Source organism: Paenibacillus sp. NPDC058898, from assembly GCF_049316025.1.
GTDB lineage: Bacteria > Bacillota > Bacilli > Paenibacillales > Paenibacillaceae > Paenibacillus_AQ.
Window position 1 is genome coordinate 302509 of record NZ_JBMOSM010000005.1, and the last position, 18636, is coordinate 321144.

13 protein-coding genes are annotated in these 18636 nt (G+C 52.5%); 5 read left to right on the forward strand and 8 right to left on the reverse strand.

Annotation, left to right across the window (positions count from 1 at the left end):
- Nucleotides 1–915, reverse strand: a complete 915-nt coding sequence (gene cysK / locus ACOZB4_RS16220) for a cysteine synthase A (protein ID WP_379410256.1) — start codon at nt 913–915, stop codon at nt 1–3.
- A gap of 475 nt (nt 916–1390) precedes the next feature.
- Here cysK and ACOZB4_RS16225 point away from each other — a divergent pair, with 475 nt between their 5' ends.
- The 5 genes from ACOZB4_RS16225 to ACOZB4_RS16245 all read left to right on the forward strand — a co-directional run bounded on the left by ACOZB4_RS16225 (nt 1391) and on the right by ACOZB4_RS16245 (nt 7891).
- Nucleotides 1391–2248 (forward strand): lipoate--protein ligase family protein, encoded by an 858-nt coding sequence (locus ACOZB4_RS16225; protein ID WP_379410259.1) that lies wholly within the window; start codon nt 1391–1393, stop codon nt 2246–2248.
- A 176-nt stretch (nt 2249–2424) separates the two neighbouring features.
- Nucleotides 2425–4050, forward strand: coding sequence for a PhoX family protein (locus ACOZB4_RS16230; protein WP_379410302.1), 1626 nt, complete (start codon nt 2425–2427; stop codon nt 4048–4050).
- Between the two features lie 24 nt (nt 4051–4074).
- Nucleotides 4075–4296, forward strand: coding sequence for a twin-arginine translocase TatA/TatE family subunit (gene tatA / locus ACOZB4_RS16235; protein WP_015737862.1), 222 nt, complete (start codon nt 4075–4077; stop codon nt 4294–4296).
- On the forward strand, nt 4253–5026 hold the full coding sequence (gene tatC / locus ACOZB4_RS16240) for a twin-arginine translocase subunit TatC (RefSeq protein WP_076323863.1): 774 nt from the start codon (nt 4253–4255) through the stop codon (nt 5024–5026). Before tatA ends, tatC begins: the two co-directional genes overlap by 44 nt.
- 564 nt (nt 5027–5590) lie before the next feature.
- Nucleotides 5591–7891, forward strand: coding sequence for a helix-turn-helix domain-containing protein (locus ACOZB4_RS16245; protein WP_379410264.1), 2301 nt, complete (start codon nt 5591–5593; stop codon nt 7889–7891).
- A 147-nt stretch (nt 7892–8038) separates the two neighbouring features.
- Here the strand turns inward: ACOZB4_RS16245 and ACOZB4_RS16250 are convergent, their stop codons facing one another.
- The 7 genes from ACOZB4_RS16250 to ACOZB4_RS16280 all read right to left on the reverse strand — a co-directional run bounded on the left by ACOZB4_RS16250 (nt 8039) and on the right by ACOZB4_RS16280 (nt 18635).
- Entirely contained in the window at nt 8039–9085 is a 1047-nt protein-coding gene (locus ACOZB4_RS16250; protein ID WP_379410267.1) for a glycoside hydrolase family 18 protein, read from the reverse strand.
- Nucleotides 9085–11724, reverse strand: coding sequence for a transglutaminase domain-containing protein (locus ACOZB4_RS16255; protein ID WP_379410271.1), 2640 nt, complete (start codon nt 11722–11724; stop codon nt 9085–9087). The genes ACOZB4_RS16250 and ACOZB4_RS16255 overlap by 1 nt, the downstream gene beginning before the upstream one ends.
- 8 nt (nt 11725–11732) lie before the next feature.
- Nucleotides 11733–12755, reverse strand: coding sequence for a sugar-binding protein (locus ACOZB4_RS16260; protein ID WP_379410276.1), 1023 nt, complete (start codon nt 12753–12755; stop codon nt 11733–11735).
- A gap of 63 nt (nt 12756–12818) precedes the next feature.
- Complete coding sequence (locus tag ACOZB4_RS16265) at nt 12819–14105, reverse strand: alpha-L-fucosidase (protein WP_379410278.1); 1287 nt, start codon at nt 14103–14105, stop codon at nt 12819–12821.
- Nucleotides 14106–14540: 435 nt separating this feature from the next.
- Nucleotides 14541–15926, reverse strand: coding sequence for an alpha-L-fucosidase (locus ACOZB4_RS16270; RefSeq protein WP_379414607.1), 1386 nt, complete (start codon nt 15924–15926; stop codon nt 14541–14543).
- Between the two features lie 146 nt (nt 15927–16072).
- Nucleotides 16073–17683: an extracellular solute-binding protein gene (locus ACOZB4_RS16275; RefSeq protein ID WP_379414608.1), complete on the reverse strand. Its 1611-nt coding sequence runs from the start codon at nt 17681–17683 to the stop codon at nt 16073–16075.
- Nucleotides 17684–17726: 43 nt separating this feature from the next.
- Entirely contained in the window at nt 17727–18635 is a 909-nt protein-coding gene (locus ACOZB4_RS16280) for a carbohydrate ABC transporter permease (protein ID WP_098749345.1), read from the reverse strand.
- Nucleotide 18636: the final 1 nt, after the last annotated feature.

Sequence of the window (18636 nt, forward strand, 5' to 3'; positions counted from 1 at the left end):
TTAGAAAATATCCATGCTCAAATACCGCTCTCCCGTATCCGGAGCAATGCAGACAACCCGCTTCCCTTCCCCCAGCCGCTTCGCTACGTGAAGAGCAGCGAATACCGATGCGCCGGAGGATGGCCCCACCAGAATTCCTTCCCTGCGAGCCAAATCCCGCACCGTTTGCAACGCATCCTCGTCGGCGATCTGGATGATCTCATCATATACGCTCGTATTCAGAATCTTCGGTACAAAACCCGGGCTTGTGCCCACTAGCTTGTGCGGTCCAGGCTGTCCGCCGGAGAGCACAGGCGAGCCCTTCGGCTCGACTACAGCGATGTGCAGATTCGGCAGGGACTTCCTCAGCTCTTCCCCGGTACCGGTTACGGTGCCGCCCGTTCCCGCCGTTGCCACGAAGGAATCCAGCCGCCCTTCCATCTGCCCCAAAATTTCCGGCGCTGTCGTCAACCTGTGAATGTCTGGGTTGGCCGCATTCTCAAACTGCTGCGGAATGAAGCTGCCGGGAATCTGCTCCCTTAGCTCAAGCGCTTTGGCAATGGAGCCCGGCATGCGTTCGCTGCTCGGTGTCAGCACGACCTCCGCGCCGTACGCCTTCAATATATTTATCCGTTCCCTGGACATGTTGTCCGGCATAATCAGGATAGCGCGGTAACCCTTGGCGGCTGCTATCATCGCCAGGCCAATGCCCGTGTTCCCGCTCGTTGGCTCAATAATGGTACCGCCTGGTTGGAGTAATCCTTGTTCCTCTGCGGTATGAATCAGATTGTACGCCGCACGATCCTTCACGCTGCCGGAAGGATTGAATCTCTCAAGCTTTACATAGACATCAGCAGACCCTTCAGGCACTAGCCGCTGAAGTTTCACCATTGGCGTCTGACCGATCATATCAACTACACTATTATAAATCTCCATGATGTTGATGCTCTCCTTTATATAGGAAGTGAAATCATTCTCCACTAAACCAAATTACTCACAAAGACAATAAACTTACTCGGATTATAACAAAAACATGGATCGACGTACATTCATAGATGACAGACCGCAGTTAGAAGAAGTTTTTCTTGCGATATCAGGAGGTCACGAGCCTCGAAGTTTATACTTTCTGATATCTAAACAAAAATGTCGATCAACGTACATCCACAAAAGACGGACCGCAGTTAGAAGAAGTTTTTCTTTGCGATATCAGGAAGTCACGAGCCTCGAAGTTTATACTTTCTGATATCTAAACAAAAACGTTGAAAGTCCCCGACTCATAAGGCGAGGCTCGCCGCTTCAGTATGAATTTATGGTATGCTGTTCAAAGAAAATAACGATCGGGCTCCCCTCGGAAGACAAACCCTTCCATGGTCTATGCACGATCCACGTATAAGAGGAGGCGCAAGAAAGCGTGAATATTCCGCTGTCACTACCTGAAGATCAACCCGTCCTGCTGCTCGACCGGACCCATGATTTATCGCATCAGGACGTGCTGTACCATTTTGCGCTGGACGAGCTCCTATGCAGGCTGACCGGAGATGGCGGGCCGGCCGTCTGCCATCTGTGGCGGCATCCGCGCGCTTTTGTCATGGGCGTGCGCGACAGCCGCCTCCCCCATGCACCGCAAGGGGTAGCCATGCTTCGTTCCCTCGGCTATGACACCGCCGTCCGCCATTCGGGCGGTGCTGCGGTTCCCTTAGACGCTGGCGTGGTGAACCTGTCCCTCATCCTCCCCTTTTCCTCTACGGGACCGGCGCCTGACTTTCATCAGGACTTTGAGATCATGGTGGAGCTGATCCGGGAGGCCCTCCGCGGCACCGGACAGAACGTAGATACCGGCGAAATTGCTGGCGCCTTCTGTCCCGGAACGTTCGATCTAAGCATAGGTGGCCTTAAATTTTGCGGCATTGCCCAGCGGCGGCAGCGTAAAGCCTTCATTATCCAGGCTTTTATCATCGCCGAAGGTTCAGGCAGCGAGCGCGCCCGGCTGGTCCGTTCCTTCTATGATATTGCCGCTGCGGGTGCAGACCCCAAGCAATATCCTCTAGTAGAGGCTAACAGCACCGCCAGTCTTGAAGAGCTTACGAACAGCGGTACCGGTCAAAACCCCGTCCACCCGTTTATCGTTGCTGTAAAAGAGGTCATCCGCAGCTGGCAGTCAGGCAAGGAGCTGACAGAAGCCGCTTCCAGGTTTACGATGCCAGGCACTGAGGAAATTCGTGTCATGGCCGAACAGATGCGTCAGCGCTACAAGGGCAACTCCATATGATTATGCATATCCTCCGCAAGTCCAGCCATGTACAGGGGCGCCGCTAGACGCCCCCTCCAATATTACTTTATTTTTACAATCCCACCATTCACCGATGATATTCCCTTAACACTTCCCCTATAAACTTGTCCTGATAGCAATTTATACATTAGGGGTGGATAAGCTTGAGTAAAACGATGGATCGCAAAACGTTTCTGTCTTATCTGGGTACTGGCGCAACCGCATTGGCTGCCGCTTCCGCAGGCTTAGGTGTATTGGAAGGGAAGGCTTCGGCCATGTCCGGAACCGCAAATCATCTGTTCGGATTCAAAACGAATCGGGTCAGCGGTTACTTCGAACCAATCGAACCAACCAAAGCAGACCAGCTCGTCCTGCCTAAAAACTTTAAATATGATGTCATTGCGGCTTTTGATGACGTGATCAATCCGGCTGGCGAAAAATTCGGCTCCGGCTGTGATTACAACGCATTTTTCCCGCTTAAGGGCTCCAATGTCCGCGGCCTTCTGGTCAACAATCATGAATACTCCACCATCTTCTCCATCGGTCCTGTAAAGGATGGGAAGATGACGGCGGATCAAATCCATAAAAACCTGTATTACCAAGGTATGTCTGTTATCGAAGTATACCGTGATGAGAAGGGTGTATGGAAAATGGACACCACCTCCACCCATGCCCGCCGCATCAACGGCTTCAGCAAATTCGATATCACCGGTCCGGCCAAAGGCATCCCTGCCCTGAATGGCGCAACGACAGCTACCGGCACGTTTGCCAACTGCTCCGGCGGGGTGACGCTTTGGAACACGGTCTTATCTTGCGAGGAGAACTTCGAGGACACCGCGGCAGTCTCTAACCTGCCGGATACGCATTACGGCTGGGTTGTTGAGGTCGATCCGTTCGATAAATCCTTCCTGAAGAAGCATACCGCCCTCGGCAGATTTAATCATGAGAATACCGCGATGGGCCTTGCCGCAGACGGCCGGATCGTTGTCTATATGGGCGACGACAAGAAGGATGCCTGCGTCTATAAATTCATTAGCAAAAGCAAATATGATAAAAGCAAAGGCCGCGCTAACTCCGCGCTTCTGGAAGACGGAACCCTGTACGTGGCCAACCTGAAGTCGGGCAAATGGCAGCCGGTCACCCTGGAGGCCGTAACCAAGGCCGCCGCAGAGGATAAAGAGGCCCAAGCCAAATTCAAGTCCCAAGGCGATGTTGTCACTTACTGCCAGGAAGCTGCGCGTCTTGTCGGCGGAACACCAACGGACCGTCCGGAGGATATCGAAATCTCGCCGTTCGATAACACCGTGTTTATCTGCCATACGAACAACGATAATCACGGCAACATCCATGGTCATATAACGCGCATTTTTGAAGCGGGTAACGATCTGGCAGCCATGGAGTTTGACTTTGAAATTTTTGCTGCGGGAGGACGCCAATCCGGATTCAGCTCGCCGGACAACCTGGCTTTCGACTCGAACGGCGATCTGTGGGTCGTGACGGATATCTCCAGCAGCAGCCAGAACAAAGGCGTTCACAAACCCTTTATGAACAACGGACTGTTTGTGATTCCAACAAGCGGGCCGGATCAAGGGGTCGCGCTGCAATTCGCCTCCGGTCCGGTGGAATCCGAGCTTACAGGTCCTTTCTTCACACCCGATGAGCAGACGCTCTTCCTATCCGTTCAACACCCGGGCGAGAATACGGAGGACCTCAGCAAACCAACCAGCACATGGCCTCACCGCTCCGGTGAAAACATGGCGCGTTGCGCCGTCGTGGCCATTAGCGGCTTCAAACTGGAGTAATACCAATCGAAAGGAGCGAGGGTCATGCCGTTTGGCAACATCGGAATCGGTGGTTTAATTCTTATTTTGATTATCGCACTCATCATATTCGGTCCATCCAAGCTTCCTGAGCTCGGTCGCGCTTTCGGGCGGACCTTAAGCGAATTCAAGGGCGCAACCCGTGGCTTGATGAACGGAGACGACGAGAATGGAAAAAAAGACGATGCTCCGCAAACTGCTGCAGCGGTCGATAAGCAGCACAGCTAATCCGAACGACCAGAGCGCGATCGAGCATCTGGAAGAAATGCGGAAGCGCCTGATCCGCACCCTGATTGCGTTTCTCGTCGCAATGGTGGCTGCCTTCATCTACGTCGAGAAGATCTACCACTGGCTGGTACGAGGCATGGACAAACAGCTCGTTCTGCTCGGTCCTTCCGAAGTCATGTGGGTATATATGATCATTGCAGGCGTTGTGGCCGTCACCGTCACGCTTCCCATTGCCGCCTATCAAATATGGCGGTTCGTGCAGCCGGCGCTGCCGGATGGGACTCATCGCTCGGCCGTGCTGCTCATCCCCGTGATTAGCGTGTTATTCATTGCCGGCATTTGCTTCGGATACTTCGTGCTGTTCCCGATGGTGCTGCAGTTCATGCAGCGTATGGCCGAAGGCGCATTCCAAACGATGTATACCGCGCAAAAATACTTCACGTTCATGATCCATATGACCGTTCCTTTCGGATTCCTGTTCGAAATGCCCGCCATCGTCGTTTTTCTGACGAAGCTCGGCATCGTGAATCCGCATCGGCTGGCCAAGATGCGCAAATCAGCCTACTTTCTGCTATGTATCGTGGCCGTCACCATCACGCCACCGGATATCATGTCCGATTTGATTGTGATCGTTCCGCTGTTCCTGCTGTACGAAATCAGCGTATCGATCTCCAGATTCATCTATCGCAAGCAGCTGCAGCTCTCTCAAGTGGAGGGCAGCGCAACCTAATACACGTCCGATTCCCCCGAAGTAGGACGGAACCTTGAAAAACCCGTGACTGACAACCTAAGCAAGCAGGTTGTTCTGGCTGCGGGTTCTCTTTTGCATTCTACACGTTAGATAATGTGACACTTATAATGATGAATCTAGTAAAAATGGATTGACACTTTGGATATATTGTTTTAGTTTTACTTTATAATAAAGAAATCGTCTTAATATATTACGATGATCATGTATTTTCATGTAATGTATCCGAGATCATCTTCCATATTGAGTATAATTTGTCATATATATGTTATGAATAATTACATAATCTAATCATCTACCGAAATCCCTTAGCTTCATCCTTTGCCTCTCCTATTCATATCCATCCAGGAGCTCGTTACATAAATCCCTGTTCTGAGACTTTTGGCATGATTCCACTGATTTTTAGAAATGATCCATTGATTTATTAGTCGAGTTCTCCTAGTATTTTTAGTAGGAACATCTAACGGTTTGGCATGAGGGCCATTACTTCGCCGTTATTTATGATAGCGCTACCAGTAGCTGTAAGAAAAACGGGAGGTTGCAGATATGAAATGGAATCACTTCAAGTCCAAGCTTCTGCTTAAATACACACTGTCCTACATCTCCATTTTTCTGATACCTCTTGTTATATTAACCATCATTATTTATCACAATGCCGTGAATACGCTCCGTTCCGAGATCGAGCAGACCAATGTCAATCAATTGACCCAGGCTAAAACCGTCATCGATGAGCGCATGAAAGAACTGCAGGACATCGCTTTTCGCATCGCCTACGATGAGCAGTTGACCCGTTATTGGACTCACCATCCTTACTACAGCCGTGAATCCATCGGGGCCTTGGTCAAATACAAAGCCACCAGCTCCATTATTGATGAACTGTTCCTGTTCTTCCGCGGAGATAACAGCATTTATTCGTCACAGGGCTTTGAGAATCTGAACGTCTTCACCGACCGCTACAAATTCAACAGCTGGAATGCAACGGAGATGGTCCGTGATTTAAACTCTGTCCCGATTCCGACCATGCGCCCGGCGGAGCAAGTGGTTCAGGGGACCAAAATCCAAAATTCCATGCTGGCATACCTTGTGCCAATCGCACCTAACAATACGCCCGCCCACGGCACCGTCATGTACCTGATCCATGAGTCCAATCTGACCGGATTGATCGAATCCATCCTCAGCGACTACCATGGGATGACATATATATTCGATAATTACGGGCAAGTGCTGGCCGCCAATCACCAAGGCGAAACCATTACCGAGCAGGAAGTCCACGCCCTGTTCGCGCTTGAGCCTGGAACGCACAGCCTTTCCTTGAACCAAGAGCCGCATTCGGTTGTATCCGTCAAATCCGATGCGGGCTGGACTTATGTCACCGCGATGCCAAGCAACCAATTTTTCAGCCGTATCGTTCATATTCGTACCTTCGTGATTCTGGTATTCTCCTTCGTCGTAGTGATGGGCACCATTCTTGCCATTATGCTGGCTCGCAGGCAATACCATCCGATTTCAGACTTGATGGAGTTCATCCGCTTGAAGAATGACCCGGAAACGTCCACATCCAGCAACGAGCTGGAATGGATCAAGAAAACGCTGCACGACTACAGCCAGCGCGTCGATCTTCAAGAGCCTTATGCGCGGAATCATATTCTGCTCATGCTGCTAAAGCATGGCCATACCGGTGAATTCCCCTCCGAATTCACCGAGAAGCTGGGCATCCGCTTCAGCCAATCTCATTATTTTGTCGTGACCATGGGCTGGGAGTCGCACGCCCTGCCCATTGGCGACAATCCGGAGCGGCGGCCCATCATGCAGTTAATGAACGATGTGGAGCTGCCGGCGTTTTCCGCCTATGCCTATGGAGTGGAGCTGCCACAGCCTGATCAGCTAGCCCTCATTGTCGGATTTGATGCTGAAACCGGGCATGAAGCGAGCCTTAACGCCCGTATGGAGCCGATCGCCCTGGCCCTGCAATCGATGGCGGGAGAGCACACGGGTGTCTCTCCTGCGATCGGGGTAGGCAACCGCTACAGCTATCCGGAGCAGCTGAATCAATCCTTCATTGAAGCATCAACCGCTTTGGAGGCTTCCATGCTGCACGGACAGGGCAGCAGCACCTTCTTTAACGCTCTTTCCGGTTCCGGCGCACAGGATTCATCCTTCTGGGTCCCTAAGGATGTGCTGCTGAAGCTGGTTCAAAGCTTGAAACAGGGCAGTTATGATGTAGCGGTTCAGATGGTATCCACCGCATTGAATAACCTGAAGACGGAAATGCCGTCCGTACCGCTGCTGCGCTGTATCTGCTTCGATATTCTGAATACGATGCTGAAGACCGCGTCCGAGCTTGGCATCCATCATGTGGTCAATCAGCTTCCACGGGTCACCTCTTATGACTCGCTGGAGGATTTGGAGAAGAAGCTGGCAGGCCTTGCCGCGGAAATCTGCGCCCATGTCGAGGCGAAGAGCGAGACCGAAGAGAGCTCCCTGATGGACGAAATCGTTGCCTTTATCGATGCCAATTTTACGGACTATGACCTCAGCCTGGGCACGATCTCGTCTAAATTCTCCATCTCTTCATCATATTTTAGCCGCTCCTTCAAGGAGAAGATCGGGATGAACTTTACCCAATACATCTGGCAGAAACGAATGGATGAGGTGATCCGGCTGCTGCTGCACACAACCGATCCATTAAAGGATATCATCACCCGGGTCGGTTACCTGGACACGCCGAACTTCATCCGCAAATTCAAGAAAGAGACGGGGTACACGCCCGGTCAATACCGCAAAATGCACAGCAGCAACGGCGCTGCTGATTCGCCGGATGAGGATGACGAAGAGTACACCGGATAACGAATTCGGATGATGGCGAAGAATAGTGAGTCGGTAGCGGTTTTGCCGCAAAATAGAAACCTCCCCTGAACCGTACCGTTCAGGGGAGGTTTTCGTATGTTTTAAACTCATCCGAGTTATCAGATCCACCGCGACCGCCAGCTGTTCCTATTTCCCGGCCGAGATGCTTTGAAGTCCTTGATGCATAGCGCCCAGCAGGCGATGGGTCGGGTCGCATCCATATTCCCAGAACATGATCCCGGCCAAGCCTTGTTCTTTCACATAATTGCATTTGCACTGAATCGATTCCTCATCGTCATAAGAAATCAAGCAGGAGCCGTTAAAAAGGTACGGCGCACAGGCTTCCTCGTCCCAATAACGAATGTAGCCGTTCTTGTTGATGTACTCCGCAGCCAGCTCGGCAAAGGCCGGACCATAGCCGCCTGTGCTGCCAGCCATTTGGTGAAGGCCATGGTTTCGATCCGGCACCTCGTTCCATACACGGGAGTAAAATGCGGCACCGATGACTATCTTCTCCTTCGGGACGCCGGCGCGAACGAACAGGTTCACGGAAGCATCCGTGCTGATTCGGAACAGATCTCCGGTTGACGTGTACAGATTCGTATGATGTCCGGTCAGGACCTGAAACCCGCCTCGCATATCATAGGTCATCAACTGGACAAAATCCAGGTACTGCTGTACCTCGGCCATCTCCGTGCCGTCTACATAGTATTGGTCAGCCCCTGCCGCAATCGTGAGCAGGTAATGCCGGCCATCCCGGGAGCCCTTAGCATCCAGCGCCTCCCGGATCGTCTTCAGCAGCAGGGTGAAATTCCGTTTATCATCCGGACTCGACCCTATGTCGGCTTCACCGTAACATGGATACTCCCAGTCCAGATCGATACCGTCAAAAGGATATTCCTCCAGCACCCGTATGGCGGATGTGGCCATGCGGTTCCTTCCGCCCTCGGTAGAAGCGGCTTCGGAAAAACCACCAGCACTCCAGCCGCCAACGGACAGCAGCACCGTAAGATCCGGGTGGTCCCGTTTGATGTTCCGGACAACCTCGCCATTCTTCAGATGCTCGGTCGTGATTTCATCGTTCTTGACATGGCCGAAAGCCACGTTCAAATGCGTCAACTTCGATAGATCCTCATGCGTCATGTCGGGAAGAACCGAATCGACGGCGTAACCCGCCACAATATACTTCGTCATTACTCTTCACTCCGATCCCTTCTAGGTTGTAATATCGCGGTTGCAATCTGCAGGGCTTCCTTCCCGGTGCCGATCTTGTATCCAGAAGCCGCATAACGGATTTGATCCTGACGGTCCAGGACGAACAGATGGGGATAACCGGCTTCATGGGCTGCAGGATTCGGGATGAAACCCGACAAGGAAGCGTAACTGGAATCCCGTACAAACATGGTGCGGGCCGGCAGCTTCGGATAGCTTGCCGGATCAAAGGAAGCCGTCCATTCCGCATCCCCGATCACCAGCACAATCGGTAAGTCCAGCTTATCCAGCGGCTCGGCCAGCTCGCTGAGCTCGCGGAGCAGATGCTTGGTCGGCTCCCGCTCCGGTTCGATCCAGGCAGCGATAGCGCCCTCGGTTCCCAGAAGATCCTTAAGATCCGCTCCCGTTCCGTCTAATCGGGTAAGCGTACTGCCCGGCGCCAGTTTGCCCAGCACCGGAATGTCGACCGCCGTCTCACGATAGGTCAGCGCCACGCGCGTGGTGTCTCCGGCACGAACGGTAAAGTACGTGAAGCGCACTCTTACCGTTCCGTCCTTCAGCCGGATGCCCGACGTTAGACGGTACGAACCCGGCTCAACCTCATACGGCTCGTCGTAAACATCGGTACAGCCATAAGGATACAGCAGCGTTTTGTACACGCCGTCTTCCAGGCGGGCGAAGGTAAAGTTCTCGGCATAGGATGCGGCCGGCGTATCCTGCGAGCCTTTCGGATCCCTGAGGAGCTGCAGCATCCCCCAGCTTGAGCTCTCCTGATTCCGGGGGGAGTCCAGAGGGAAGGCTGCATCTTCCCAACTTCCATCACGTAAGTACTGCGGCTTCTGCTCGCTCGGATGCAGTCGGGCGGGAATCCCCAGACTACGGCATACAGCCACAAACAGAATGTCCAGCGACTGCTCGTCTCCCTTCATGAGACTGTACGTGCCTGCCGGATTTCCCTTACCCTTCAGGTTGGGAAGGTCCTCAGCATAGGCATAACCCTGCTCCAAATGCCCGGCAAGCGTAGAAGGATCCTTCCTGAATGCCGCAGTCTCCTCCGCCGTAAAGGCATCAACGAATACACGGCGATACGGGACCAGCATTTCATAAGAAACCCGCGGACACAGGATGTACTTCACGAAGGTATCCTCATCCCACTGTCCACGCTGTGAGAGGGCACCCATCAGATGATCATCCAGCGTTTGCCGGAAGGTATCAATCAAATCCTTTTCGTTCAGCGATTCCAGCAGCCGCAGCGGCCACTCGCCGTAATCGCCGGAATGCTCCTCCAGGAACGCTGCGATTTCCTTGCTGTTGCCTCTGGCTTTTCGAAGGACGTCCCACACCCGCTCCGGAGGCAGTCCTAATGACTGGGCCAGTGCAGTTGCCTCTTCTTCGCTCAGGAATGTACCCTCATATTCGGTCCGGACCTTCGTCCCTTCCTCCAGACGGTAGTTATGAGCCTGGGTCTTCTCCTCGGATAACGCCGTCGCGGCGTCCCCTTCTCCTTCCGGTGGAGGAACCATATCGAAATCCACGATCCCTGACGGCTGTTCGGATGAATCAAGCACAAGTTCGATATGTCCGCCGTCCTCGGCCTTGAACAGGACTTCACTCCACTTGTCGCCGCTGACCGCACGAACCAAGAGGTCGCCATAACCGGTCTTAAAGGAAGCCTTCCCTTGCTCATCGGTCTTGATTTCGGCAATCGGATAAAATTCAGCCATATTATACAGCTCAAATCGAATGCTTGCGCCGGATACAGGCACTCCCTGCTTATCCTTCACGCTCACGTAAAGGGTGCGAGCCGGTGCATAGTTCTCCAGCAAATTAATCTCCGTAAACCCCTTTTCGCATAGGGTAATATCCTCCGGACCGGGGTAATCGGCAAAAATTCGCGTATTGATCAGCATCGCCCTGCGTGCCGGCGGACTGAACCAGCCTTGATTCAAGCGGGCTTCCGGTTCGCATGCCCCGATGTAATACCACTGGCCGTCCGCCCATGCTTCCACCCAGGCATGGTTGCTGTCGCAATGAGCCCAGCGCGGCGTATAGACCTGACGCGCGGGGATGCCGATGCTACGAAGCGCGGCCACCGCCAGCGTGGACTCCTCGCCACAGCGTCCGCGTGCGTTCCGGATCATCGTCAGCGGCGAAATGGTTCGCAGATCGCTGCCGATGTAGGTCGCCTTCTCATGGCACCAATAATTGGTTTCCAGAATGGCATCCGCCATCGATAACTTCGCCGTCCGTTCGGCCAATTCGTTGTAGAGAATACCGCGGTAATCCTCAATATTCTCCGTATTAACCCGGTAAGGAAGCACAAAATGCAGGAACAGATGATCCGGCACGCGCTCGCCCCAAGGCACGCGCTTACGGATGTCCAGGGCTTGGCGCACATGATTCAAGAACAATTCTCCATCATAGTCGGCCATGTCGTTCACCGGCATGTAAGCAAACAAATATTTCAGGGCCCAAATCTCTTCATCGGTCAGTTCCTGCTCCAAAACATGAAACAGCTTATCTTTGCGCGCTTCCGCAAAGATGATCTTCTCCTGAAACTTTTGCTCGATCCGCTCCCGTGTCTGCGAATCCAGCGAGAACACCGCGGTTTGGCTGGTCATCCTAGCGTTCACTCCCTCCATAGCTTTCCGTCTTCCCGAATGCAGATTAGAGCCGTTCCGTCTGATGAAGGCGCGCTAATCTGGAACAGGCTGCGAGTCGTTTCAATCACAGGCTGGATGCTCCATGCATCCTCGCCCATGAGCTGCTTCATGTCCTGCGTAAATTCACCATGGGCTTCATAGTAATTACGCTGCCGGTAATAGAGTCTGCGCAGCTCCCATTTGATCCGCTCGTCTTCCGGAAGCGTAAACGACTGTTGCTCCTCGCCACCCGCGAACACAACGTAACCCCACAGCTCCGGGTAATGCATATTGATGATGCCCATAGGCGACCATACCCAATTGTCCTCCGGATAAGGCTTGCCTGTCTCCGGATTCAGCACCTTACGGTACTCGCCGTCTTGTACCTCGGTCTGCCATTCCACGCGCGAGAAGTTGACGCGCCAGAACTCACCTGGCGCAGGGCGGCGGCCACCTTCGGCACATTCCTTGAGACTGGTCCAAGGAATCGCCACCTCCACGCTCCATTTCCGGTTGTCGGCGCCAGGACGGTTCAGCTCCCCATCGATAAATACCGCCGTCTTAAGACCGCTGATATCCCAGCCGTTGACTGGAGGTCCGCCATCCCGGTACGGTTTCACGAGCAGCAAGTCCCACACCGTGTTCAAGGCATTAATTTCGAATTCATAATATTGATGGCTGTCTCCGTCCGGATCAATGAATATTTCAAAGTCATTATCATAGAAAATAACCGAATCGCGTTCAAGCAATGTCGCCCATATCTGATCCTCGATCAGCTCGGCGGCAAAATAAAAATAATCGTCGTCCCACAGCATTTTGACCCGGGTCCGTTTCCCCGGCTTTGGACGAAGCTCCCCTTCGATATCAACGAAATCGTCGGTCCACTCCGCCACATCCCAGAATGCCTTATCCACGCGGCCATCCAGCACGAGCGGCTGCCCCGCACGCTTGCATAAATAATGCTTAGGAGCATACTCAATCCTCGGCTCCGGCACTCCACTTCTGTTCATGTCATTCTCTCCGCTTCATGAGGGAGGCTAAGCACTTATCTAGCGCGTCCCTCCCCGTGATGGTTAGTTATGCGTGACAACAGCTCCCGAGCCGCCGTACATCTCCAGCTCCTCGTCAAACTCCAGCTTAAGAACCGTCACCTGCTCATGCGCGTCTTCAGGAGTCATCTTGATCCACGTCGTCCCCGGGATGTTGAACCAAGGCACGCCCCCATGAATCTCGTGGGTAAGCTCCTTGCCCGAATGCAGCACAGTAATCTTCTTGATCGGGTTGCACAGCCCCTTAATGCACACATTCTCTTTCGGAGCGTCATAGACAAACAGGTACAGTGTCTTTCTGTCCTCGGAAATCGTGCTTCCCCCCAGATAATAGCGGGTCATAATGCCTTCACCCGTTCCGAATACAGCCTCCTCATGGGTCCGGATCCATGCTCCCAGCCCAAGCAGGATGTCCTCCTGCCTTTGATCGATGGTGCCGTCTTCGCGCGGACCGATATCCAGCAGCATATTACCGCCCATCGAGATGCAGTCGCAGAACATCCGAATGATCTGGTTCAAGGATTTGTATTTATGATCGGTCGGCACGTAGCCCCATGAGCTGTTGATCGTTGTGCAGAATTCCCACGGTCCCTCCGGTCTCGTGATCGGAATGCCCTGCTCCGGCGTTTTATAATCACCATGGCCTTGCAGCCGTGAGTTGATGATGATATCTGGATTGAAGGATTGCAGGTAATGCTTGAACTCCGGCAGATTCCACTGCTCGGCACTTCGCTCCCAATCGCCATCGAACCACAGCAGATCCACTTTCCCGTAATTCGTCAGGATCTCCCGCAGCTGGTTGTTATTAAACTCCAGAAATTTCTGCCATTTCTCCTCATCCTGAACACCGTCCACGGGACTGGTGTGCGGGTTGACGCTGCTGAGATCCTCCGGCACCTTGCCTCCTTCGAACACGCTCGGATAATCCGGATGCGACCAATCAATCAGAGAGAAGTACATGCCTAGGTGAATCCCCTTCTCCCTGATCGCTTCGGCATACTCCCGCACGATGTCTCGATTGGCCGGTGTCCGCTTGACCACGTTGAGATCGCTGTACTGCGTATCCCACAGCGCAACACCATCATGGTGCTTTGTTGTCAGCACGGCATACCGGGCACCGGATTTCTCGATCAAATCCGCCCATTTCTCCGCATTGAATTTCGATGCCGTAAAACCGTCCAGCTGCTTCATGTACTCGTCGTAAGTGATCCTCCCATTGTAGAAGGACCAGGATTCCGAGACTCCGTCTACGGCATAAATGCCATAGTGAATGAAGATGCCCAGCTTGGCTTCTTCGAACCATTTCTGCATATCTGTCCCCACCTCTTCTTGAAGTCCTTGTAAGTGAAAAATACGTTTATGAGGTTGTTCAAAAAGTCCGCTTTTGATAAGAAAACCTCTATCGAGGCCACTTCAAGGATGAGCGACCGCGATGTATAGGTAGGTTTTCTTGCGATATAGAATTTCATCAGTTCCACTGATAACTCATAAATTCTATATCTAACACGAAGCGAATCAGGAAGCAACTCGGCATCGAATCTTGAATTCAGCCGGGCCTAAGTAGAAGCTTCCGAAGCATGTTTCCTGCGGAAACATTTCAGGTGCTCACGTACCCAAAACGTACGCTCCGCTCCTGACGTCCCTAGCTTTATCCAACTGAAGCGTTTTGAAAAAACGCACACCGGAAGCATAAGCTTCGATGCTGAAAATCGACCTTTTTGAACACTCACTTTAATAACCCGCCTCTTAACGAAACCGCAATACATGCGCGATCGGCGCCAGCCCCTGACGCTCCTGATCCGGAAGTCGGACCGCGACGCCATCGTCCGTGCGGCGATAATCCAGCGCCTCCTGACCCCCGACCAGATCTATGCGGCTGAACGCCGTCTGAATCGGAATGTGCAGCTCCTCAGGAACGGCTTCTTGCTCATTTCGATACAGATAGATGGCGTAGGTCGTATCGTCTTTTTGGGTAAACTGGACGGCCCCGGAGGAATACGGCTCGCAGATACGCGTGCCATAGATCGCCTCTCCATAGACTTTCAGCCATGCCCCCATGCCCTTCATTCGTGAAATAGCCGTCTCGGGCAGCCTACCGTCCGGCTGCGGACCCACATTGAGCGCCAGATTCCCTCCTTTGGCCACGATCTCGACAAGCAGGTGAATGAGCTGACGCACCGTTTTATAACGATCCTCGTAGCGGAAAGAGAAGGATGTTCCCATCGTGATACAGCTCTCCCAAGGCACATGCAGGGCACGTTCAGGGAGGGTCTGCTCCGGCGTAATCAGATTCTCATAAGGCCCGCCGACCGTGCGGTCCGCCGAGAGGAGCCATGGCTGAATCTCACGCGCCTTCTCTACCACTTCACCCAGTCGGATATTCTGGTCCCGGTAATCGTTCACCCAGCCTGCATCCAGCCACAGCACATCAATGCGGCCGTAACGGGTCATCAGCTCCATGATCTGCTCATGGGTAAACTGGACAAACTGTTCCCACAGCCACGGGTATTTCTTCGGGTCATAGCTAGGACCGCGTGACATAAAGCTTCCAGCCTCCATTCCCGGCGCCCAGTAGTATGGCGTATGCCAGTCGGCCTTCGAGAAATAAGCGGAGATGCCGAGCCCTTTGGCACGAAATGCCTCGAACAGCTCCTTCGTGATATCGGCGTGTTTATGCATATGGAACGGACATTCCGGACCCGTGACACGGTAGTCGGTCGTATGCGTGTCCCACATGCAGAACCCGTCATGATGCTTGGTTGTAAAGTTCAAATACTTGAAGCCGTTATCGGCTGCCAGGTCAGCCCACAGATCAGGCTGAAAGCGAAGCGGGTTGAAGGTCTTGTTCAGATCAAAATACTGCCGCTTAAGCTCCTCCGCATCGATATCCCAGTCAATGCCGTCACGTGACCAATCTGCGTCTTTATCGCTCAGTGCCCATGATTCGACAAGACCCAACTGGGAATACGGTCCCCAATGCATCATTAGGCCCAGCTTCTGGTCCTTAAACCATTCCAGGCGCTCCAAAAGCAGCGGATCCTCCGGCTTGACCCATTTATCCTCACTGCTGAAATTGTGCACGCCCTGCTCCACTACCGCTTGCTCTTCCTCTACCAGCTTGTTCTCCGACATGGTGTACCTCCAATAGTCATTTGTTGATAACGATATCTTTGAAGACCGCTTGGACAGGCTTGCCTGCCCCTTAAAAACAATAGCCAACCCCCGGTCATGAATCGACCGGGATACGTTGGCTCTTTGTTTTTCATCTATGCATCTGATTATTGCTCGGCGTTCCAGCGATCATATGCGCCTTGGTAAAGCTCTACGAGACGGTCGCTGCCCATTTTCTTGACTTGAGCGACGTATTTATCCCAATTCTCAAGCGGCTCTTGGCCTGTTACGAATTTCGCTTCCATCTGCTTCACGTACGTTTCCAAATCGGACAACAGCGCAGTTGCCTCGCTCTGCTCTTCATTCGTCAAATAGACGTTAGGGAATGGCGATTTGCCGATTGGCACCAGCTTCTCTTGATTCTGTTGATCGATCCACTCATCAAATTCGGTACGAAGACCTTTCGCAACTTCCGGATCATTGACGCCAGGTGTCAAAATACCGTAGTTCGGCGTGATTTTACCGCGATACTCCTCACGATCTCCGCCGCCTGGAACCGGGAGCCATTCTTTCACGCGGTTTGCCTCATCCTTGAATTTCCACAACGTGCCTTCAGGCCCTTGGTTAAACAACGTGGCGCCTTCATAGCTGTACAGATAATCGATCCAGCGCATGGTTGCTTCCGGAGACGGGTTGCTGCTCGAAATGGCGAATGTGCCTCTTGCCGACATACCAGGGTGCATGCCGTATACAGGAGAATCGGCGATTTCACTCTTCACCGGCGTCATGAGCGGATGCTCGCTGCTAGGTTCACCACCGAGCGTGAAGTACGCATGGTAGTCGTTAAACAGAGCCAGCTGATTGTTTTCTCCCTTGGCTTTTTTCTGATCGCCTGTTTGCGAGAAGGTTTCATGATCCAGCAGTTCTTCCTTCCACAGACGGTTCATGAACGTCAGATAGCCTTTGTAGCCTTCTTCCTGGTAAGGATAGTGCACTTTTCCGTCCTTGTCGGAATAAATCCCTTCGTTGTACATTCCCCAGAAGCCGAAGAAGTACATGCGCAGGTCATCCAGCTTGACCGAAGTCAGCGGAATCTCGTCTTTCTTTCCATTTCCGTTAGGATCTTCTTCTTTAACGCGTTTCAAGAATGTATATAGTTCCTCTGTTGTCTTAGGTTCGGACACGTTGAGCGCTTTTAAGAACTTGCCGTTATACCACATCGGGCCTCTGTACCATACGGCGGCCTTGTCGACGAATGGCAAGGCATAGATATGTCCATCCGGTGTCGTAAAGGACTTGCGAACATCCGGGTTCTCATCAAATATCTTTTTGATGTTCGGTGCATAGCCCTCGTCAATGTACTTCTCCAGCGGAATGAGGATTCCTTGGGTACCATAGGTCACCTGCTCAGCCGGCTTCAGGTCGGCCGCGTAAAACATATCGGGCAAATCACCGCTGGCGAACACCAGATTCTTTTTCGTTTCAAAGCTGTCAATCGGAGAAAGCTGATATTCCAGCTTGATGCCTGACAATTTCTCCATCTCTTGTAGTACGGGCATCGTATTCCAATCGGCTACACCGGCATCCTGTGACATGACCGTCAGCGTGATCGGCTCATCCACAATCGGGAAACCTTCCTTTTTTACCCCTTCCGTACTGGCCGTCCCGGACGGTGCTGTAGCAGCGCCATCTCCTTTGGGTGAACCACAGGCTGCAAGCATTGTTGCTGAGAGGGTGAGGCAGAGTAAAATAGATGATGCCTTACGAAGCTTTTTCATGACAACAACTCCCCTTTTTTGGTGTGGATTGTATGGTTTAAGATCAGCCCTTCACGGAACCAATCATAACACCCTGCACAAAATAACGTTGGAGGAACGGGTAAACCGCAATAACCGGAAGTGTCGCAACGATGATGACCGCATATTTGACCAGTGCGGCAATTTCCGCTTTGGAATTCATCGCTGCCGCGGATGAGGCGTCAATCGCTCCGCCGCCCTGTGCCGCCATCTCCTGAAGAACCAGGATTTGACGCAGGAAGAGCTGAAGCGGGTACTTCGCGGCATCATTCAGATAAATCATGGCACTGAAATAACTGTTCCAATGTCCGACGCCGTAGAAAAGTGCCATGACGGCAATAATCGGCATCGAGAGCGGCAATACGATTTTGATGAATAACCGGAAGTTCGTACAGCCGTCGATATGGGCCGCTTCCTGAAGCTCCTTCGGTATGGTCGATTGGAAGAACGTCCGGGACACGATAATGTTCCAGATGGACGCAGCTCCAGGCAGAATAAGAGCCCACATGCTGTTGACCATGCCAAGATCTTTAACGAGCAGGTAACTCGGAATCAGTCCCCCGCCGAAAAACATCGTAACCAGAAACACCGCCATAAAAAATCCTCTGCCCACAAAATCAGAACGGCTGAGCGCATAGGCTGCAGGCAGCGTGACAATCAGATTCACGATCGTACCGATCACTGTATAAATAATCGTGTTCTTGTAGCCAATCCAAATGTTGGCGTTCTCAAACACCCGGGCATATCCATCAAAAGTTATCCCTTTCGGAATCAACCACATTTCACCTGAGCTTACGTACTTCGGATCACTGATGGAGGCGCTGACAATGTACAGCAGCGGGTACAGTACGATGACAAGCGCAATCGTCAGATAGATGTAGTTGCATAGCAGGAATAATTTATCCCCTTTGCTTTCCCTTACCGTGGATGACATA